Annotated in this window: 18 protein-coding genes; 12 read left to right on the top strand and 6 right to left on the bottom strand. The window is 61.0% G+C overall.

Translation table 11 applies throughout. The features are described 5' to 3' along the window. Positions 1 to 72 precede the first annotated feature (72 nt). Entirely contained in the window at positions 73 to 567 is a 495-nt protein-coding gene (locus ACSQ16_RS17575) for a DUF3576 domain-containing protein (RefSeq protein WP_093927858.1), read from the bottom strand. A 276-nt stretch (positions 568 to 843) separates the two neighbouring features. Between ACSQ16_RS17575 and ACSQ16_RS17570 the strand changes: the two genes are divergently transcribed. Together ACSQ16_RS17570 and ACSQ16_RS17565 are read left to right on the top strand one after the other, a co-directional pair. After that, complete coding sequence (locus tag ACSQ16_RS17570) at positions 844 to 1752, top strand: porin (protein WP_093927859.1); 909 nt, start codon at positions 844 to 846, stop codon at positions 1750 to 1752. A 102-nt stretch (positions 1753 to 1854) separates the two neighbouring features. Beyond that, complete coding sequence (locus ACSQ16_RS17565) at positions 1855 to 2508, top strand: YggS family pyridoxal phosphate-dependent enzyme (RefSeq protein WP_243262131.1); 654 nt, start codon at positions 1855 to 1857, stop codon at positions 2506 to 2508. Here ACSQ16_RS17565 and ACSQ16_RS17560 read toward each other — a convergent pair. Further along, on the bottom strand, positions 2498 to 2992 hold the full coding sequence (locus ACSQ16_RS17560) for a L,D-transpeptidase family protein (RefSeq protein WP_243262132.1): 495 nt from the start codon (positions 2990 to 2992) through the stop codon (positions 2498 to 2500). The two genes, ACSQ16_RS17565 and ACSQ16_RS17560, sit on opposite strands and share 11 nt — an antisense overlap. Then, on the bottom strand, positions 2989 to 4080 hold the full coding sequence (gene ribA, locus ACSQ16_RS17555; protein WP_243262133.1) for a GTP cyclohydrolase II: 1092 nt from the start codon (positions 4078 to 4080) through the stop codon (positions 2989 to 2991). Before ribA ends, ACSQ16_RS17560 begins: the two co-directional genes overlap by 4 nt. 162 nt (positions 4081 to 4242) lie before the next feature. On the opposite strand from ribA, the gene ACSQ16_RS17550 reads away from it, so the two are divergent. From ACSQ16_RS17550 to ACSQ16_RS17530, 5 genes are all read left to right on the top strand, one after another. Then, positions 4243 to 4929 carry a response regulator transcription factor gene (locus ACSQ16_RS17550; RefSeq protein WP_093927863.1) on the top strand — a complete coding sequence of 229 codons (687 nt, stop codon included), beginning with the start codon at positions 4243 to 4245 and terminating at the stop codon, positions 4927 to 4929. A 263-nt stretch (positions 4930 to 5192) separates the two neighbouring features. Beyond that, positions 5193 to 5981 (top strand): exodeoxyribonuclease III, encoded by a 789-nt coding sequence (locus ACSQ16_RS17545; RefSeq protein WP_243262134.1) that lies wholly within the window; start codon positions 5193 to 5195, stop codon positions 5979 to 5981. A gap of 54 nt (positions 5982 to 6035) precedes the next feature. Then, entirely contained in the window at positions 6036 to 6962 is a 927-nt protein-coding gene (trxA, locus tag ACSQ16_RS17540; RefSeq protein ID WP_317405631.1) for a thioredoxin, read from the top strand. 27 nt (positions 6963 to 6989) lie between these two features. After that, on the top strand, positions 6990 to 7634 hold the full coding sequence (locus ACSQ16_RS17535) for an LON peptidase substrate-binding domain-containing protein (RefSeq protein WP_093927866.1): 645 nt from the start codon (positions 6990 to 6992) through the stop codon (positions 7632 to 7634). Further along, the gene (locus ACSQ16_RS17530; protein WP_067942458.1) at positions 7631 to 7813 is read left to right on the top strand and encodes a Trm112 family protein; all 183 of its coding nucleotides are present in this window, start codon (positions 7631 to 7633) and stop codon (positions 7811 to 7813) included. The genes ACSQ16_RS17535 and ACSQ16_RS17530 overlap by 4 nt, the downstream gene beginning before the upstream one ends. Before the next feature lie 15 nt (positions 7814 to 7828). Here ACSQ16_RS17530 and ACSQ16_RS17525 read toward each other — a convergent pair whose 3' ends face one another. After that, positions 7829 to 9055, bottom strand: a complete 1227-nt coding sequence (locus ACSQ16_RS17525; protein WP_243262136.1) for an FAD-dependent monooxygenase — start codon at positions 9053 to 9055, stop codon at positions 7829 to 7831. 85 nt (positions 9056 to 9140) lie between these two features. Between ACSQ16_RS17525 and ACSQ16_RS17520 the strand changes: the two genes are divergently transcribed. The 4 genes from ACSQ16_RS17520 to ACSQ16_RS17505 all read left to right on the top strand — a co-directional run bounded on the left by ACSQ16_RS17520 (position 9141) and on the right by ACSQ16_RS17505 (position 15493). Next, complete coding sequence (locus tag ACSQ16_RS17520) at positions 9141 to 10475, top strand: amidase (RefSeq protein ID WP_243262138.1); 1335 nt, start codon at positions 9141 to 9143, stop codon at positions 10473 to 10475. Positions 10476 to 10595: 120 nt separating this feature from the next. After that, positions 10596 to 11780, top strand: a complete 1185-nt coding sequence (locus tag ACSQ16_RS17515; RefSeq protein WP_243262140.1) for an aminotransferase class I/II-fold pyridoxal phosphate-dependent enzyme — start codon at positions 10596 to 10598, stop codon at positions 11778 to 11780. A gap of 12 nt (positions 11781 to 11792) precedes the next feature. Further along, the gene (locus tag ACSQ16_RS17510; RefSeq protein WP_243262141.1) at positions 11793 to 14708 is read left to right on the top strand and encodes a DNA translocase FtsK; all 2916 of its coding nucleotides are present in this window, start codon (positions 11793 to 11795) and stop codon (positions 14706 to 14708) included. A gap of 179 nt (positions 14709 to 14887) precedes the next feature. Continuing rightward, on the top strand, positions 14888 to 15493 hold the full coding sequence (locus ACSQ16_RS17505; protein ID WP_243262143.1) for a LolA family protein: 606 nt from the start codon (positions 14888 to 14890) through the stop codon (positions 15491 to 15493). A gap of 74 nt (positions 15494 to 15567) precedes the next feature. Here ACSQ16_RS17505 and ACSQ16_RS17500 read toward each other — a convergent pair whose 3' ends face one another. Next, a complete protein-coding gene (locus ACSQ16_RS17500; RefSeq protein ID WP_093927872.1) occupies positions 15568 to 16158 on the bottom strand; it encodes a lytic transglycosylase in 591 nt (196 codons plus the stop codon). A gap of 257 nt (positions 16159 to 16415) precedes the next feature. Here ACSQ16_RS17500 and hspQ point away from each other — a divergent pair, with 257 nt between their 5' ends. Continuing rightward, positions 16416 to 16742, top strand: a complete 327-nt coding sequence (gene hspQ / locus ACSQ16_RS17495; protein WP_093927873.1) for a heat shock protein HspQ — start codon at positions 16416 to 16418, stop codon at positions 16740 to 16742. 35 nt (positions 16743 to 16777) lie between these two features. On the opposite strand, the gene ACSQ16_RS17490 is transcribed toward hspQ, so the two are convergent. Then, positions 16778 to 18355, bottom strand: a complete 1578-nt coding sequence (locus ACSQ16_RS17490; RefSeq protein ID WP_243262144.1) for a gamma-glutamyltransferase family protein — start codon at positions 18353 to 18355, stop codon at positions 16778 to 16780. Positions 18356 to 18510 lie beyond the last annotated feature (155 nt).

Raw genomic sequence — 18510 nt, 5'->3', positions numbered from 1 at the left:
TTATGACATGAAAAACGCCGGGCTGCTGTTTTCACAAGGCCCGGCGTTGGAAAGGTGTTGAGTTAAGCGGGCTCAGAATTTGCTGTCGGACACACGCATTTCCCGCGCCCGGCTTAGGATCGCATCCTCTACCGCACGCGAGGTGGCCCGTGCGACAGGCTGGCCGCCCGAGGACTGCAGTGCGACGTTGAGCGAGCGGGCATCAAGCGCCGGATCGTCAATCAGAACCGTCGCGCGGTAAGCACGGCCACCGCCCGGCGGGGTGCCGTAGCCCGTGACGATCACGCCGGTGAAAGGATCGACCGATTGCACCGGCAAGAAGTTCAGTACTTCAAGCGAGGCCGACCACAGGTATTTGTTCACCGAAACACTGCTGTCCGTGTTCTTGCGGTTAAAGATCGACCAGATCGTGTTTTCCGGGTTGGTCTCAATGTTATTAGGGTTGTTTGAGTTGGTGTATTGATCTGGCCGTTCCGTGGCAGGGCTACCAAAGCCCCCACCACAGGCGGCAAGCGCGCTAAGCGCCAGAACGGAGATCGCCATCTTGCAAGCGGTACGAAGGGCCATTGCAGCTTTCCTTTGCCTGTTTGCGCTCCGGTCTATCCAAGCGGGCCCATATCGGCAAGGTCTATGTCAAAGGCGTGTGCATGGGGGCAGGCGCTGTGTGGGCGCTGTGTACAGCTCGAGACGGCCAAACTGTGGCATAGCTGCACCAGCCCCGGTGACATTGTAGGTGGGCGGCCCGTGAACCTTGCCAAGTGCAGGGCATTGGGGGCAAACACCCTTCATACCCTTACCGGATTCCCCGGTCTGGGCATATGAATTCAAACCGAGGGAAAACTCATGAAAAAAGTTCTCTTCGCTACAACAGCCCTGGTTGCGACCGCCGGTGTAGCAGCAGCAGACGTGACATTCGGCGGCTACGGCCGTTTCGGTATCATGTACAACGACAACGACTCCACAACTGGTGACAGCTCCACAGACGTGACTTCGCGTTTCCGTCTGCAGATCGACGCGACAGCTGAGTCCGACGCTGGCGTTGTCTTCGGTGCACGCACTCGCATCCAGCAGAACAACACAGACAACGGCAACGATCCTGCCGGTTCTGACCTCAACGGTGTTCGCTTCTTCGCTCGCACCGGTGGCTTCGAAGTTGGCGTTGGTAACATCTTCGGTGCTCTGGAATCCATGCCAGGTCAGTACCCTGTCGACATGGGTCTGACCGGTCTCGGTTATGACTACACCGCGTTCAACGACCGTGGCGACCAGTACTCCTCCAGCGGCAGCGGCGCAGCCGGTGCAAACGGTCTGGAAGTTCTGTACTCCGCTGGTGATCTTGCTGTGCACGTGTCGGCTTCCGACGACAACGACCGCGTTGCCGGTTACGTTGCGTACACATGGAGCGGTTGGACCTTCGCAGTTGGTGGTCAAGACTCCGACAGCGCAGCTGACACCGAGTGGACCGCATCCGCTGGTGGTTCCTTCGGCATCGCAGACGTGACTTTGGCCTATGCTGACAACGGCACCGGCGGTGATCGTGTTGTTCTGGCCGCGCGCTTTGACGTTGGTGCAGCGACAGACGTAGAAGTCTATGTTGCTGACAACAGCGACTCGACAGACTCTGCAAACGACACCGGCTACGGCGTTGACTTCAACCACGACCTCGGCGGCGGCACCTCGCTGCGCGGTGGTGTGGTTAAGCAGATCGACGGCGACACCGTTGCCGACATGGGTGTTCGCTTCAACTTCTAAGTTGAGCGACATACTCTGAATATTGGGGCAGGCCTTTTGGTCTGCCCCTTTTCTTTTGCGCGATGCTGGTGTTCTCTGCGCGCCTGAAATGGAGGGCCGAAAATGAGTCTGAACGACATCCAAAACCGCATCAGGAAAGCCGAAGCCGATGCAGGCCGCGCGGCGGGATCGGTCAAGCTGATTGCTGTGAGTAAGGTGCAGCCTGATGCCCGCGTGCGTGCGGTATTGGACGAAGGGCATCGCATCTTTGGTGAGAACCGCGTGCAAGAAGCGGCAGGCAAATGGCCGGGGTTCCGCGAGGATTTCGCGGATGTTGAGCTACACCTCATAGGCCCCTTGCAAACCAACAAGGTCCGTCAGGCGATGGAACTGGTCGAGGCGATCCACACGGTAGACCGTCCCAAACTGGCCAAGACCATCGCGCGCTTGGCGCAGGAGATTGGCCGCTGTCCCGACCTCTTCATTCAGGTGAATACCGGCGAAGAAGATCAGAAGGCCGGGGTGATGCCCCGTGAGGCGGATGATTTCATTGCCGAATGCCGCGCGCTGGACCTGCCGATCAAGGGGTTGATGTGTATTCCCCCGGTAGATGAGGCGCCATCGCTGCACTTCGCATTACTTGCCAAGATCGCCGCGCGCAACGATTTGAACGGCTTGTCGATGGGCATGAGCGGTGACTTTGAGCAGGCCATTGCCCTTGGGGCGACCCATGTGCGTGTCGGCTCTGCTATTTTTGGTGAACGGGTTAGCGAATAATTAACCGCGTCGCCGGGCCGACACGGGCGGCGATCTCATGAAGATCGGCCCGTGCAAAGGCGATGCAGCCCTCGGTCGGATAGCCCGGCCGCCGCCACTGATGGATAAAGATCGCGGAGCCGCGGCCAGCTTCGGCTTCCGGCCAGTTCCAGTCGGTCAGGATCACCAGATCATAGAGCGGATCAGCGCGGCGCAGCGCCTCGTGGCTATGGGGGTAGGGGGCATGGACGCGGTGGTTGTAGTCAGGCTGGCCGCTGGCGTCGGACCACAGATCACCGGGCCCGATCGGCTGTGCCCAAGCGCTTGGGGCAGGGATACGGTCAGGCCGATAGAGCATCCCCACCAAACGATGGATCCCGCGCGGCGTGGCCCCGTCGCCTTCGCGTTTGTCATGGGTCAGACCGCCCTTGCCGATGCTACAGGCATAGCGCCGCCCCTGAAACCGCAGGCCCGTCGGCGTCAGAACCATGTCACTCGGCGTCACAGAAGATGTCCCGATTTCGCGGCCTTGGTAGCCAGATAGGCGCTGTTGTGGCGGTTCTCGCCCACGGCCAGCGGGACACGTTCGGTGACGGCAACGCCGCTTTGCTCCATCATGCCCACCTTGCGCGGGTTGTTGGTCAGCAACCGAACGGCGGAAAACCCCATCGAGCGCAGAATGTCCGCGCCGAGGCGGAAATCGCGCTCATCATCCTCAAAGCCGAGGCGATGATTGGCTTCAACCGTGTCAAAACCCTGATCCTGCAAAGAATAGGCGCGCATCTTGTTGGCAAGGCCGATGCCGCGCCCCTCTTGATTGAGGTAGAGCAACACGCCGTTGCCTTCGCCCCCCATCTGCGCCAGTGCCGCGCGAAGCTGTGGGCCGCAATCGCATTTCAGGCTGCCCATAAGATCGCCGGTAAAACAGGCTGAGTGCAGACGGCAGAGAACGGGCGTGTTGCGGGCAGGGCGGCCGATCTCGATCGCGTAATGCTCCTCGCCACCGTCTTCGGGGCGGAAGATATGCAGACGACCCGCCTCAGACACTTCCATCGGCAAACGGGCGTTGACCACCGGATGCAGGGCACTGCGCCGCGCAAGGATCGGGACGGCAGCGGTGAGGTTAATCAGGGTCAGCCCGTGCAGACGCGCGAAGTCAGCACCCTGCGGCAGATCGAGCACCAATGCAGCAGGCAGCATCCGCGCGGCTTTCACCAGATCAAGCGCGGCGCTATGCGCGACCGTATCACCGCCCCGCGCGGTCTGGAGCGGACCCTTCATCGGGGCACGCAGATCATCTGCCGGATCAGCGATGCTTTGCACCCAAGCGGGTGTCGCGCCGGGGGGCAGTAGCACGCGGGCCAGTTGGCCATCATAGGCGCGGGCTTTCAGCGTTTCGGCTCGCCGCGCGGTGATTGCCAGCACGGGCGCTCCGCCCAAGGCCAGTACATCCGCAAGGCGCTGCGCGGTCAGCGTCTCCGCCGCCAGCACGAGGGCGGCCTGCGCCCCATCCGCCAAAACCACGGGCACGCCCATGCGTAAATCGGCCCGCGCACGCGCCAGTTGTTCGGTGATATCCGGGGCGAAACTCATGGTTTGTTGCAACTCCGCAAAGGCTTCAGCGTTTATCTAGGTTATTTCGCAAGGAATTGAAACATTTCACGCTTTGTTGACACGAGGCTGTGAGACAGAGGTCACATCCCTTGTCGGAGCCCCTGCCGAAGCGCATGTATAAGACAACAGACGGAGAGATAGATGCCCCAGCTTAAGAAAATCCTGCTCGTTGATGACGACGATGACCTGCGTGAGGCGCTGAGTGAACAGCTGATCATGACCGAGGATTTCGACGTTTTCGAAGCCGCCAATGGCACCGAGGCGATGACCAAAGCCAAAGAGGCGCTGTACGATTTGGTGATCCTTGATGTGGGCCTGCCGGACACCGATGGGCGCGAACTGTGTCGCTTGATGCGCAAACAGGGGGTGAAAAGCCCGATCCTGATGCTTACGGGCCATGACACCGATGCCGATACGATCCTTGGCCTTGATGCGGGGGCGAATGATTACGTCACGAAGCCATTCAAATTCCCCGTCCTTTTGGCCCGCATCCGCGCGCAGTTGCGCCAGCACGAGCAGTCCGAAGACGCGGTGTTCCAGCTTGGGCCTTATACGTTCAAACCCGCGATGAAAGTGCTGACAACAGAGGACGACCGCAAGGTGCGTCTAACCGAGAAAGAGACCAATATCCTCAAATTCCTCTACCGCTCAACCGATGGTGTCGTGCCGCGCGATGTGCTGCTGCATGAGGTCTGGGGCTATAACGCTGGCGTCACGACCCACACGCTGGAAACCCATATCTACCGCCTGCGGCAAAAGATCGAGCCTGACCCCTCGAATGCCCGTTTGCTGGTGACTGAATCCGGTGGTTATCGCCTGATGGCATAAATCATGGAACCATTTCCAACCCCGCGTGGTTGGAAACTCTGAGAGGCGGGGTTTTCATGACCCGCCACTCGGTTTGAAGCCCGACTTTTGTACCCGGGTTAAAGGTACATACCTCCCTGTTGGACTGGCCGGGCCGTAGTGCCCGGCCTTTTTTTATCTTCTGTCCATCTTTAGCCCCAGTGACCTGTGCGCAGATTTCCTCATGGCACCCCCGCGCCGCCCGCGTTACTGTGCCGGACCACCCTCAGACCGGAGCCTGCCCCATGTCCTTTTCCCTCGCCACTTGGAACATCAACTCCGTCCGCCTGCGCGAGCCTTTGGTGCTGAAACTGCTGGCCGAACACGGGCCGGATGTGCTGTGCCTGCAAGAGTGCAAAAGCCCGGTCGATAAAATCCCGGTCGAGGCGTTCAAGGCGGCTGGCTATACGCACATGGTGGCGCGCGGTCAGAAGGGCTACAACGGCGTGGCGATCCTGTCGAAGCTGCCTCTGCTGGACGCAGGAGATCAGGATTTCGCCATGTTGGGCCATGCCCGCCATGTGGCGGCCAAGCTGGAAAACGGCACCACGATCCACAACTTCTACGTCCCCGCTGGCGGTGACAAACCCGACCGCGAGATCAATGAGAAGTTTGGACAAAAGCTCGACTACCTCTCGGAAATGCGCGACTGGTTTCATAGTGAAAAGCCCAAGAAGTCGATCCTTGTGGGTGATCTGAACATCGCCCCGCGTGAGGATGACGTCTGGGACCACAAGAAGCTGTTGAAGATCGTCAGCCACACCCCGGTGGAGGTCGAAGCGCTTGGCGCGGTGCAGGATGCGGGCAATTGGATCGACATCACCCGGCAGGACGTGCCGACGGGCAATCTTTATAGCTGGTGGTCCTACCGCGCCGCCGATTGGGACGCCGCTGATAAGGGCCGCAGGCTCGATCACATCTGGGCCACCTCTGATATCGCACAGGCCGGACACTCCAGCCATATCGTCCGCGATGCACGCGGTTGGGAGAAACCTAGCGACCACGCACCGGTTTTTGCCAGTTTTGACCTTTGAATCGGACCACCGCACGTCCATATAAAGCCAAACGCGATTAGCGAGGATGACAGCATGATTGACCTGAACCTTTCCACCGCCGCCCCGGCCTCGGCAGATGCCGACCTAATCAAGGACACGACCGAAGCGACCTTTATGGCCGATGTGGTCGAAGCTTCGCAGACGGTGCCGGTCATCGTTGATTTCTGGGCGCCTTGGTGCGGCCCGTGCAAGACGCTCGGCCCGATGTTGGAAGACGCCGTGCGCGCCGCGAATGGTGCGGTAAAGATGGTGAAGGTCGATGTCGATCAGGCGCAGGCGATTGCAGGGCAATTGCAGATCCAATCGATCCCGACAGTCTATGCTTTCTACAAAGGTCAGCCGATTGATGGTTTCCAAGGCGCGCAGCCGCAGTCCGAGATCAAGGCCTTCGTTGACCGCGTGGTAATAGCGGGTGGTGGCGAAGCGCCCGGTGATACGCTTGCCGACGCCGTGGCCGCTACCGAAGAAATGCTGACCGAAGGGGCTGCGGCCGACGCGGCGCAGACCTTTGCCGCGATTTTGGAAGAAGACCCGATGAACGCCCCGGCCTACGGTGGCATGGTGCGCGCCTATATCGCGATGGGCGAGTTGGAGCAGGCCGAAGCTTTGCTGAATGGTGCGCCGATCGAAATCTCCAAGTCGCCTGAGCTGGAAGCGGCTCATGCTCAGCTACAACTGGCGCATCAAGCGGCCAACGCGGGCCCGGTGGCCGAGCTGACCGACACGGTTGAGGCCAATCCTGACGACCATCAAGCGCGCTTTGATTTGGCTCAGGCGCTTTATGCGCATAACGATGCCGAAGGGGCGGTGGATCACTTGCTGGAGCTTTTCCGCCGGGATCGTGAATGGAATGAGGGCGCTGCCAAGACCCAGATGTTCACCATTTTCGAGGCGTTAAAGCCCAATGATCCGGTGGTCTTGAACGGGCGCCGCAAACTGTCGTCGATGATATTTGCCTGAGGAGCCGGGCGCACTAAGTCCCTTGTCATGATCAAGCCAGCAGAATTGCCCAAAACAATTGCGATCTTTCCGTTGGCAGGGGCGCTGTTGCTGCCCCGGTCGCGGTTGCCGTTGCATATATTCGAACCGCGCTATCTTCAGATGATCGAAGATGCGCTTAAAACGGATACTCGGCTGATCGGCATGGTCCAGCCCAACGAAGTGCCGGGCCGCGATGGCAATGGCCTGCACCAGATTGGCTGTGCCGGGCGCATCACGCAATTTTCCGAGACCGAAGATGGGCGCTATATGGTGACCTTGGGTGGTGTGTCACGGTTTCGCGTTGTGGAAGAGATCGAAGGTTTTAGCCCCTATCGCCGCTGCGATGTGAACTGGTCGGGCTTCGACCGGGATCTTGGCGAGGATGAGTTTGACGACACCTTTGACCGGACGCGTTTCCTTGATCTGTTAGGCCGCTATTTCGATGCCCGCGGCCTTTCGGCGGATTGGGATACCTTGAAAGACGCCGAAGATGAATTGCTCATTAACTCTCTGTCGATGATGCTGGAGTTTGAGGACGAAGACAAACAGGCGCTGCTTGAGGCGCCATCGCTGGAGACCCGGCGCGAGACATTGGTGACATTGATCGAATTCGCGATGCGTGGCGGTCAGGAAGAGGGCTTGATGCAATGACGGATGCGACCGTTCAATTCGACCGCCGGATGCTGGAGGCACTGATCTGTCCGCGTACTCAGACAACGCTGGTCTATGACGCGGAAAAGCAGGAATTGGTGTCGAAGGCCGCCGGGCTTGCCTATCCAATCCGCAATGGCATTCCGGTGATGTTGCCGGATGAAGCGCGTACGCTGTAACGCTGCGCGGCCCTGTTAAAGGGGCTTTCCACGCATCAGCCGGGGCAATTCTCCCGTCAGGCCTGCTGCCTCGCGGATGAAGTTGCGACGCAGGCCGGGCAGGGCGTTGATTGCGGCCATGCCCATGTCGCGGGCCAGGCGCAAAAACGCATTATCGTTCGAAAACAGCCGGTTGAAGCTATCGGTCGCCAGCGCAAGGCTGGCGTTGTCGAACCGCCGCCACTCCTGATAGCGTGCCAGTACGGCGTCATTTCCGGGGTCTTCGCCCCGGCGCACCGCATCAGCGATTACCTCGGCCAGGGCCGCCACATCGCGTAGACCCGCGTTCAACCCCTGACCCGCGATGGGGTGCACGCCATGGGCCGCGTCGCCCAAAAGCGCCACGCGCGGGGCGGTCATGAAATGCGCCAGAGACAGGCCCAGGGGATAGCTGTAGCGCGGGCCGGTCAGGGAAAGCTCCCCCAGAAAACTGCCAAAGCGCGGGCGCAGCACGTCGAGGTATTGCGCATTCGGCAGGGCGTTGATCGCGGCGGCATTGGCGCTGGCTTCGCTCCAGACGATGAGGGAGCGGTTACCCGTCAGCGGTAGGATTGCCAGCGGGCCGGGGGGCATGAAAAATTGATGTGCGATGCCGTGGTGCGGTTTTTCGTGATCGACCACACAGACCAGCGCCGTCTGCGCGTAGGACCATGCAATGCGCTTGATCCCGGCACGTTCAGCGGTCCCGCTGCCGCGCCCATCGGCCCCCACGGCCAACCGCGCGCGTAGAGTCTTACCGCCGTCCAAGGTCAGGGTGATGCCGGTCGGCTCGACCGTTTGATCGGTGACGCGGGTGTCGTTCAACAGGGTGATCGCCGGATCAGCCGCGACGGCCTTTAGCAAGGCGCGCCGCAGGTGGCGGTCTTCGATCATATGGCCCATGGGGCCTTCTTCGATTTCGGCATGGTCGAAATGCATGAACATGGGCGAGGGGCCGGTGCCCGCGCGCCCGTCGGTCACCTTGATCTCCAGCATCGGCTGGGCGTCATCCGCAATCTCGGGCCAGATGCCGATGCCTTCCATCAACCTGACCGAGGTCAGCGCCAGCGCATAGGCTCGGCCATCGAATTCGGCGTCGTCAAAGGTCTGCGCGGGCAGGGCATCAATCACCGCCACGCGCAATCCTGCGCGGCTGAGGGCCAAGGCAAGGGCGGGGCCGTTTAATCCGCCGCCGATGATCGCGATATCGTGGTCAAAATCCATGGCCCTAGATATGACCTGCGCGCGGGGATTGTCCATGCGCCGAACGGTCGCTAGGTTCGCCAAGAACAGCGGCAAGGGGAATGACATGCAAGAATGGTTGGAAATGACGGCGGCGGATCTGGGGCGCGGGATCGCGGCAGGTGATATCGATCCGGTGGCGCTTTGCGATGCCTATCTTGATGCCATCGACGCACATCCGATGCGCGACCGTATCTATGCCCGCGTCACCCCCGACCGCGCCCGCGCCGAAGCCGCCGCCGCGGCTGAGCGTGCCCGCGACGGCCAGCGCCTGTCGCCGCTTGATGGTGTGCCGATCTCTTGGAAAGACCTTTTTGACACCGCCGGAACAGCCACCGAAGCAGGCACCAAACTGCTCGAAGGCCGGGTGCCCGAACGCGATGCCGAAGTGCTCGCCAGTGCGACCGCGATGGGGCTGGTCTGTCTGGGCAAAACCCACATGAGCGAATTGGCCTTCTCGGGCCTCGGTCATAACCCCAGCACCGCGACGCCGCCCTGTGTGAACGAGCCGGACAGTGTCTCGGGCGGCTCATCTTCCGGGGCTGCGGCGTCGGTGGCCTTTGGGCTGGCGGCGGCGGCGATTGGGTCGGATACGGGCGGGTCGGTGCGTATCCCGGCGGCGTGGAACGATTTGGTGGGGCTCAAAACCACGGCTGGGCGGGTCTCCCTTTCCGGGACAGTGCCGCTGGCGGCAAAGTTCGACACGGTTGGCCCGCTTTGCCGTTCGGTTGAGGACGCGGCGCTGCTGCTGGGCGTTCTGGAAGGGGCGAAGCCTGCTGATTTGCAGGAAAGCGAATTGGAGGGCTGCCGCTTTGCGGTGCTGACCAATGTTGTGATGGAGGAGCTTTCCGAAGAGCCGAAAGCGGCTTTCGAAGCGGCAGTGGAACGGCTGAGAGAGGCCGGTGCCACGGTTGATGAAATCGCCGTGCCCGACGTCGAAGAGGCGATGCCGCTGAGTTCTTGTCTCTACACCACCGAAGCCTACGGTCTTTGGCGAGATGTCATCGAGGCCAATCCAGAGGCGATGTTCACCGAAATCCTTGAGCGTTTTCGGTTAGGTAAAGGGTTCTCCGGCCCTGATTACGTCGCCGCTTGGGCCAAACTTGACCTGGCGCGGGCGGGCTATGACCGGGCCGTGGCGGGCTATGACGCCGTACTGGTGCCAACTGCGCCGATGCTGCCACCGAACATTGAGCGGCTGAACAGCGACCATGACTACTACCTCGCGCAGAATCTCCTGTCTCTACGCAACACGCGAGTCGCGAATCTCATGGGGCTCTGCGCGCTTACGTTGCCAACCGGCGCGCCGTCGTGCGGCATCTCTTTTATGGCTGCGCCCAATGCCGAGGAACAGCTTTTGCGCCTTGGTGCAGCGGCTGAAACGGCCCTACGCGAGGCATAACAGCGCACGACCGAAAAGCCACAAGGGCCGCAAATCTCCCGGTTTTTCTGGACGGGAGAGGCGGCCTTGGGTACCTTGGGGCAAACGGGGCATGAATGATCCCGATCCGAGGCAGTTTTGATGATGTATTCCGAGCGGTTTTCGAACCTTCCGGCCCACGTGTGGCCGCGCCTGCGCGCCTTGCTTGATGGGCATGAGGGCGGTGGCACGCCTATCCATATGACCATTGGCGAGCCGAAACATGCGTTTCCGGCTTGGGTCACGGATGAGATCACGAAACACGCCGAAGGCTTTAACAAGTACCCGCCAAACGACGGCTCGCCCGAATTGCGCGGCGCCATCGCCGCATGGATTGCCCGCCGCTACGGGGTCGAGATGGACCCCGACAGCGAGGTTATGGCCCTGAACGGCACCCGCGAGGGGCTGTATAACGCCGTCATCGCACTCTGCCCAACGACCAAGAATGGGGAGAAATCGGCGATTCTGATGCCGAACCCCTTTTACCAAGTCTATATGATCGGCGCGATTTCGGGCGCGGCGGAGCCGATCATGGTCCCCGCCACCGCCGAGACCGGGCATTTGCCCGATTTCGCGAGCTTGCCCGAAGAGGTGCTCCGCCGCACCACGGCGGCCTATCTTTGCTCCCCCGCCAATCCGCAGGGCGTTGTCGCCTCGCGCGATTACTGGGCCGAGTTGATCGCGCTGGCCGAGAAATATGATTTCCTGATTTTTGCTGATGAATGCTATTCTGAGATCTACCGCGACACGCCGCCGACCGGCGCGCTGGAGGTGGTTAAGGAACTCGGCACCGACCGCAACCGGGTGGTGATCTTTCACTCGCTGTCGAAACGCTCGAACTTGCCGGGGCTGCGGGCGGGTTTTGCCGCCAGCGGGCCAGAGACGATGCGCGAGATCAAACAGTTGCGCAATTACGCGGGCGCGCCGTTGCCGCTGCCCTTGCAACAGGCCGCTGCCGCCGTTTGGGCGGATGAAGCGCATGTGGAAGAGAACCGCGCGCTCTACCAAGAGAAATACGCCATCGCCGACCGCATTTTTGGCAATGTGCCGGGCTATGCGAGCCCCGAGGCGGGGTTCTTCTTGTGGCTCCCGGTCGAGGATGATGAGGCCGCGGCGCTGAGACTGTGGCGCGAGACAGGCGTGCGGGTGCTGCCCGGCAGCTATCTGGCGCAGAACGTTGCCGGGAACAATCCCGGTCAAAATTACATTCGGGTCGCCTTGGTGGCCCCAAAAGACGAAACGACGCGCGGGTTGGAAGCGATCCGCGACTGTCTGTATTCGACATAAGCGAGGGACGACATGGCATATCAGACACGGGGACGCGATCCATTGCTAGACAGCAACATGGCCCAGGCAATCGAAAAGCGCGGTCGTGAACTGCTGGGGCTGGCGCTGATCATGCTGGGCATTATGGCCGCCATGATGATCGGCAGCTACACGCCCGACGATCCCAACTGGATGGTCTCGACCGATGCGCCGGTGCAGAACTGGATGGGCCGGATCGGTGCCTCCATCGCGGCACCACTGTTCATGATCGTGGGCTGGGGCGCTTGGGGCATTGCCATCGTTCTGCTGTTCTGGGGCGGGCGTTTCGCGCTGCATCAAGGCGATGACCGCGCTCTTGGCCGTCTGATCTTTGCCCCCATCGCCGTCGCTCTTGGGGCGATCTATGCCGCGACGCTGGCCCCCGGTCAGGAATGGCTGCTGACCCATAGCTTTGGTCTGGGCGGGCTTTTTGGCGATACCGTCATGGGCGCGTTGCTGACGGTCTTGCCCATCGGCTCGACCCTGACGGTCAAGCTGATGTCGCTTTTGATGGGCGTGGCGATTCTGGCTCTGGGTGCCTTTGTGCTGGGCTTCACCAAGGCCGAGTTGATGCGCATCACGCGGTTCCTGCTGGTCGGTCTGATCATGGCCTATGCCGGGTTGATGACCCTTCTGGGCCGTGGCGCCAGCGGTGCCGTTGTGGCCGCGCAGAACCTGTCGGCCCGTCAGGCCGAACGGCGTGAGCGTCGCCGTCAGGAGGCTGAGGAAGCCGAGACTTGGGCAGCACAGGATGCTGGTCAGGATTATTACGCGCAGCAAGCCCCAATGGCCGAGCCGGAAGCAGAGCCGCGCAGCCTGTTTGGCCGGATGCCTGGTCTTATCAAACGCCCCGAAGCGGACGACATGCCCGAGCCGGAACTGATCGAGACCTACAGCGATGCCATCGTGGATGAAACTCCGGGCGAGGAGCGCATCAAAAGCAAGATCGCTGATGTCATCAAGAACCGCGTTCGCAATGCCAATGCGATCCATACGCCCACAACCGCGCCGCTGACCAAGGGCCGGGGCCGCGGGCCTGACCCGCTGTTGCTGAACACCAGCCAGCCCGCCACCCTGCGCGCCGAGCCGCCGCTGACCGCAGGCGCGGCCACCCTGCGCCCCGAGCCGCTGCTGCGCAAACCGCAGGTACAACCTGAGCCGGCACCGGAGCCGATGGTCGAAGAGCCGATGATGCACGAGCCGACGGTTCAGGGCTACGAGGATACAGTAGCCTCTGAAACCCTGCCGTTGCAGCAAACGCCCGCGCCAGAGGCGATGAAGATCCCCGTGGCCGAGCCGCGCAAAGTGGTGCAGCAGCCCACCCGCAAACCCGTCCAGCCCTCGAAACAGGCGCAGGTCGAAGCGCAGCCCACCTTGACCTTCGACGACACGCACCCCGGTTTCGAATTGCCGCCGCTGAGCCTTTTGGAAAGCCCCGAGAGCGTGCAGCGCCTGCACCTGAGCGACGAGGCGCTGGAAGAAAACGCGCGGATGCTGGAAACCGTGCTCGATGATTACGGCGTGAAGGGCGAGATCGTCGCCGTGCGCCCCGGTCCGGTTGTCACGATGTATGAGCTTGAGCCTGCGCCGGGCCTCAAAGCCAGCCGTGTGATCGGTCTTGCAGACGATATCGCGCGCTCCATGGCTGCCCTTTCCGCCCGTGTGTCTACCGTGCCCGGCCGCAGCGTGATCGGGATCGAACTGCCCAACGAGCACCGCGAGAAGGTGATTCTGCGCGAGATCCTGTCGAGCCGTGATTTCGGCGACGGCAACCAGCGCCTGCCGCTGGCGCTTGGTAAGGACATCGGCGGTGATCCGGTTGTCGCCAACCTCGCGAAAATGCCACACCTGCTGATCGCGGGGACCACAGGGTCGGGTAAATCCGTGGCGATCAACACGATGATCCTGTCGCTGCTGTACAAGCTGACACCGCAGGAATGCCGGATGATCATGATCGACCCCAAGATGCTGGAACTGTCGGTCTATGACGGCATTCCGCATCTGCTGTCCCCGGTTGTGACCGATCCGAAAAAGGCCGTGGTCGCGCTGAAATGGACCGTGGGCGAAATGGAAGAGCGCTATCGCAAGATGTCCAAGATGGGCGTGCGGAACATCGAAGGCTACAACGGCCGCGTCCGCGAAGCGCTGGCCAAGGGCGAGATGTTCTCCCGCACCGTGCAGACCGGTTTTGACGAGGACACCGGCGAGCCGATTTTTGAGACCGAAGAAAATACCCCCGAGGCGCTGCCCTATATCGTCGTTATCGTCGACGAGATGGCCGACCTGATGATGGTCGCGGGCAAGGAAATCGAAGCCTGCATTCAGCGTCTGGCGCAGATGGCGCGGGCATCGGGTATCCACTTGATCATGGCGACGCAGCGTCCGTCCGTGGACGTTATCACCGGCACGATCAAAGCGAACTTCCCCACGCGGATTTCCTTCCAAGTCACTTCGAAAATCGACAGCCGCACGATCTTGGGTGAGATGGGTGCCGAGCAGCTGCTAGGCATGGGCGACATGCTCTATATGGCGGGCGGGGCCAAGATTACCCGCTGCCATGGCCCCTTCGTCAGCGATGAAGAGGTCGAAGAGATCGTCAACCACCTCAAGCAGTTCGGTGAGCCCGACTATGTCGGCGGCGTGGTCGAAGGGCCGTCCGAGGACAAGGAAAGCAACATCGACGCGGTGCTGGGCCTTGGCGGCAATACCGATGGCGAAGACGCGCTTTATGACACCGCCGTTCAGGTGGTCATCAAAGACCGCAAATGCTCGACCTCCTACATCCAGCGGAAACTGGCGATCGGCTATAACAAGGCCGCGCGACTGGTTGAGCAGATGGAAGACGAAGGGCTTGTCTCTCCGGCCAACCACGTTGGCAAGCGCGAAATTCTGGTACCGGAACAGGCATAGGGGGCGATCTCCCCCTCCCCTCTTGGGGGATAGACATAAAAACACCGCCCGGATCACTGTCCTGGCGGTGTTTTTTTTATGGGCCGGGTGAGGGGTGATAGCGAAAAACCGCCCCCTGATATCGAATATCACGGCAACCCGCCCTATGTCAGAGCGTGAGGCAACACAGGACGAACAACATGCGTAAACTTACTTCTGCGATTCTGGCGATTGGTTTGGCCGTATCCGCCCCCCTCGCCGCGGCGGCGCAGCAACTGTCGCTGAACGAGATCTCGGGCTATCTGAACCAGCTTCGGACCGCCAAGGGCGACTTTACCCAGATCAACGACGATGGGTCGATCAGCTCGGGCACGATCTATATCAAACGCCCCGGTAAGGTACGTTTTGAATATAACGCCCCCGATTCTGGGCTGGTCATTGCGGGCGCGAACACGGTTGTGATCTACGACAAAAAATCCAACCAACCGGCAGAGACCTATCCGCTGGCGCGCACCCCTCTGTCGATCATCTTGGCGGAAAATGTCGATCTGGGCCGTGCCAAGATGGTGACCGGTCACAGCTATGACGGCACCGCCACCACGGTCACGGCCCAAGACCCCGCGAACCCGCAATATGGTAACATCCAGATGAAGTTCACCGGCAACCCGGTGCAACTGCGCCAGTGGATCATCAATGACGGCAATGGCAGTGCCACAACCGTCGTGCTGGGTGACATGCAGGTCGGCGGCAATATCGCCAATAGCTTGTTTGACACCGCAGGTGCGCGGGCGGGCAGCAAGCGCTAAGCGGCCCTGCAGAAACAAAAACGCCCCGGTTCGATGAGCCGGGGCGTTTTGCGTTTAGAACTGGCTGCGGGCATTTACCAACCGCGCAGGCGGCATCCGGCGATTTGACGTTCATACAGCTTTGAGCGCGAATCGACCTTGCCGGCGACGCCAACCAGCCACGCCTTGCTGTTGTAGCTCTGTCGGGAAAAACCGGTGTGGCCTTCGTGATAGGCAAGGTATTGGTTCCGGGCGTCATGCAGGGAAACGCCGTTCCGATCGCGCGTCAGGTTCATATACCATCCCATGAAATCGCTCGCGTCGCGGATTTCATCGCGTTTCGCACGGCGGCGGCCTTCGGAGTTCAGATACTCATCCCATGTCGCGTCAAGCGCTTGCGAATAGCCAAAGGCACTGGATTGACGGCCCATGGGGATCACGCCCAGCACGTATTTGAACGGCGTCCGCGCGTCGGCCACGAATTTGCTTTCTTGGTGGATGGTGGCCATTTGCACGTGAATGGGCACCCCCCATTTCCGTTCGGTCGCGCGGAATGCACGTAAATAATCGGGGCGCTCTTTCAGAATCGTGCAGGCGTTATCCAAATCGCGCGGGGCCGTTTGGGGGCCACCGCCGCAGGATGCCACCAGCAGCACGATAATCATTGCGCGAAGATGCTTGCTCATTTGCCTCTCGCCTCTCGTTTTTTATAGGTACGTTTTTTCAAGGACTTTACCCGATTCCCGTGTCTCATCACATCACTAAATTAGCGGGATGGGCGCCCGGCTTGGCGGGATTGCGCTGATCGCACACCGCTTTGGGGGTGCCAACGCCCGAAGGCCGCTGTCGGTACGCCGATCACAGTCTGTTTCTCTATGAACTATCGCCATGATTGGACAAACCCCTTGAAAGGGCTACCGTCGAGGGGTAGGGGCAGCATGTTATGATACGTACGCGCGCAAAATATCACCTCGGGCAGGTCGTCCGTCACAAGAAGCATCCCTTCCGTGGCGTGATTTTTGATGTCGATCCGGAATTCGCCAATACCGAAGAATGGTACGAGTCGATCCCTGAAGAGAACCGCCCGGTGAAGGATCAGCCGTTCTATCATCTCCTGGCCGAGAATGATCAGAGCTACTATGTGGCCTATGTGTCCGAGCAGAACCTCGTCGCGGATTATTCGGGCGAGCCGGTGGATCACCCCGATATCCCTGATCTGTTTGGCCCTTTCACCGACGGCGCCTATCCGCTGCATTTTCAGATGAACTGAGCCCGGCGGGCTGTTGCCCGCCAGACTTTCGCCAATCAATACCCTAAAGCACAGCCATCTTTGCGCGGGTCACTGGCCCCTTCAAGCACGCCGTCCTCGCGAATGCGGATGGCCTGCGCGCCGCCGATCGCGGTGGCGGGTATCTCAACCTTATGCCCCAAGTCGCTCAGCGTTTGACGAACGTCATCGCCAAAGCCGCGCTCGACCTTCATAACATGCCCATCGGCAAAGGCGCGGGGCGCGTCGATGGCGCTTTGCACATCCATGCCGAAATCGGAGAGGTTGGACGCAAAGCGCGCATGGCCGCAGGGTTGATATGCACCGCCCATCACGCCGAAGGGCATCGTCACGCGACCATTCTCGCGGATCATGCCGGGGATGATGGTATGCATCGGGCGCTTGCCGCCCTTCAGTTCGTTGGGGTGACCCTCTTCCAGCGTGAAGCCTGCGCCGCGGTTCTGCAGCAGGATGCCGAACTTGTCCGAGGCTAGCCCCGAGCCGAAGCCGTGGAAGATCGAATAAATCAACGACACCGACATGCCGTCGCCATCTACCACTGTGATATAGATCGTGTCTTTATGCACCGCCTCGCTGATCGGCGCGGCGGCGGCCATCGCGCGTTTGGGATCAATTAGCGCTGCGAGTGCGCGGGCTGTTTCAGGCGCGAGCATGTGGTCCAACCGCGTCGTATGATCCGGGTCAGCCAGAAAGCGATTGCGCGCGTCATAGGCAAGCTTGGTGGCCTCAGCCTCAATATGCAGCCGTTCGGCGCCTTGCGGGTCCATTCCGGCGATGTCGAAATGGTTGAGGATGTTCATCAGCAAAAGGGCGGTGGCGCCTTGGCCGTTGGGCGGATGCTCGACCACTTCGAGGTCTTTGTAATGGCCCGACACAGGCGTCGTGACCTCGGCGCGGGCCGCTGCAAAATCTTCGGCGCTGTGGCTGCCGCCTGCGGCTTGCAGCGTGGTAATCATGTCTTCAGCGATTTCTCCGCTATAGAACGCATCGCGCCCCTGAGCAGCAACGCGGCGCAGCACTTCGGCTTGGCCCGGCGCGCGGAAAATGTCACCGCCGCGGGGCGTTTTGCCATTAATCAAGAAGTGGTCGCGTGCCCGGCCCTGCAAGGTGCCGCCATCTGTGGCCCAGTCAAAGGCCACGCGCGGGGCGACGGGCACACCGGCCTCGGCATAGTGGATCGCAGGGGCCAGTAGGGCGTCCAACCCCAGCTTGCCCACGCTCTCAGACAGGTGGCAGAAGGCGTCAATGGCGGTGGGAATGGTCACAGCATCGGCAGAGCGGAGTGGCACCGTTGTCTCGCCCTTTTCCCGCAATTTGGCGGCATCCAGCCCAGCAGGCGCACGACCAGAGCCGTTGAGCGCATGGACCTCTTTACTGCCCGCAGGGGAGTAAAGCACAAAACAATCACCACCGATCCCGGTCATCTGTGGTTCGCAAATGCCCAGCAGCACCGCGCCAGCAATCGCCGCGTCCATCGCATTGCCGCCACGCCCAAGGATATCCACCGCCGCCCGCGCGGCCAGCGGGTGCGAGGTGGCGCACATGCCATTGGTTGCCAAAACAGCCGACCGGCCGGGAAGATGGAAATCGCGCATGGGGTGCCTCTCGCTGATATACGTCAACGCGACCCTAGACCGTGATGTTGGTTCTGCCAATGCGAGGTGAAATTTGGGAGAAGTTCCTCGGCACCGCGTACTGGGTGGGGGCTATTAAACGCGGCACCGAGGGAAGCTATATGCAGCTACAACTA

It is taken from the genome of Sulfitobacter sp. SH24, assembly GCF_965641895.1.
Taxonomy (GTDB): Bacteria; Pseudomonadota; Alphaproteobacteria; order Rhodobacterales; family Rhodobacteraceae; genus Sulfitobacter; species Sulfitobacter dubius.
This window is presented reverse-complemented; position numbering and strand designations above follow the sequence as displayed.

What these genes read in the sequence shown, in the direction of transcription:
- ACSQ16_RS17500 (WP_093927872.1), bottom strand. Translation starts at nt 16,158, where the DNA reads ATGAGCAAGCATCTTCGCGCAATGATTATCGTGCTGCTGGTGGCATCC.
- ACSQ16_RS17510 (WP_243262141.1), top strand. Translation starts at nt 11,793, where the DNA reads ATGGCATATCAGACACGGGGACGCGATCCATTGCTAGACAGCAACATG.
- ACSQ16_RS17550 (WP_093927863.1), top strand. Translation starts at nt 4,243, where the DNA reads ATGCCCCAGCTTAAGAAAATCCTGCTCGTTGATGACGACGATGACCTG.
- hspQ (WP_093927873.1), top strand. Translation starts at nt 16,416, where the DNA reads ATGATACGTACGCGCGCAAAATATCACCTCGGGCAGGTCGTCCGTCAC.
- ACSQ16_RS17505 (WP_243262143.1), top strand. Translation starts at nt 14,888, where the DNA reads ATGCGTAAACTTACTTCTGCGATTCTGGCGATTGGTTTGGCCGTATCC.
- ACSQ16_RS17530 (WP_067942458.1), top strand. Translation starts at nt 7,631, where the DNA reads ATGACGGATGCGACCGTTCAATTCGACCGCCGGATGCTGGAGGCACTG.
- ACSQ16_RS17535 (WP_093927866.1), top strand. Translation starts at nt 6,990, where the DNA reads ATGATCAAGCCAGCAGAATTGCCCAAAACAATTGCGATCTTTCCGTTG.
- ribA (WP_243262133.1), bottom strand. Translation starts at nt 4,080, where the DNA reads ATGAGTTTCGCCCCGGATATCACCGAACAACTGGCGCGTGCGCGGGCC.
- ACSQ16_RS17545 (WP_243262134.1), top strand. Translation starts at nt 5,193, where the DNA reads ATGTCCTTTTCCCTCGCCACTTGGAACATCAACTCCGTCCGCCTGCGC.
- ACSQ16_RS17515 (WP_243262140.1), top strand. Translation starts at nt 10,596, where the DNA reads ATGATGTATTCCGAGCGGTTTTCGAACCTTCCGGCCCACGTGTGGCCG.
- ACSQ16_RS17520 (WP_243262138.1), top strand. Translation starts at nt 9,141, where the DNA reads ATGCAAGAATGGTTGGAAATGACGGCGGCGGATCTGGGGCGCGGGATC.
- ACSQ16_RS17490 (WP_243262144.1), bottom strand. Translation starts at nt 18,355, where the DNA reads ATGCGCGATTTCCATCTTCCCGGCCGGTCGGCTGTTTTGGCAACCAAT.
- trxA (WP_317405631.1), top strand. Translation starts at nt 6,036, where the DNA reads ATGATTGACCTGAACCTTTCCACCGCCGCCCCGGCCTCGGCAGATGCC.
- ACSQ16_RS17565 (WP_243262131.1), top strand. Translation starts at nt 1,855, where the DNA reads ATGAGTCTGAACGACATCCAAAACCGCATCAGGAAAGCCGAAGCCGAT.
- ACSQ16_RS17525 (WP_243262136.1), bottom strand. Translation starts at nt 9,055, where the DNA reads ATGGATTTTGACCACGATATCGCGATCATCGGCGGCGGATTAAACGGC.
- ACSQ16_RS17575 (WP_093927858.1), bottom strand. Translation starts at nt 567, where the DNA reads ATGGCCCTTCGTACCGCTTGCAAGATGGCGATCTCCGTTCTGGCGCTT.
- ACSQ16_RS17570 (WP_093927859.1), top strand. Translation starts at nt 844, where the DNA reads ATGAAAAAAGTTCTCTTCGCTACAACAGCCCTGGTTGCGACCGCCGGT.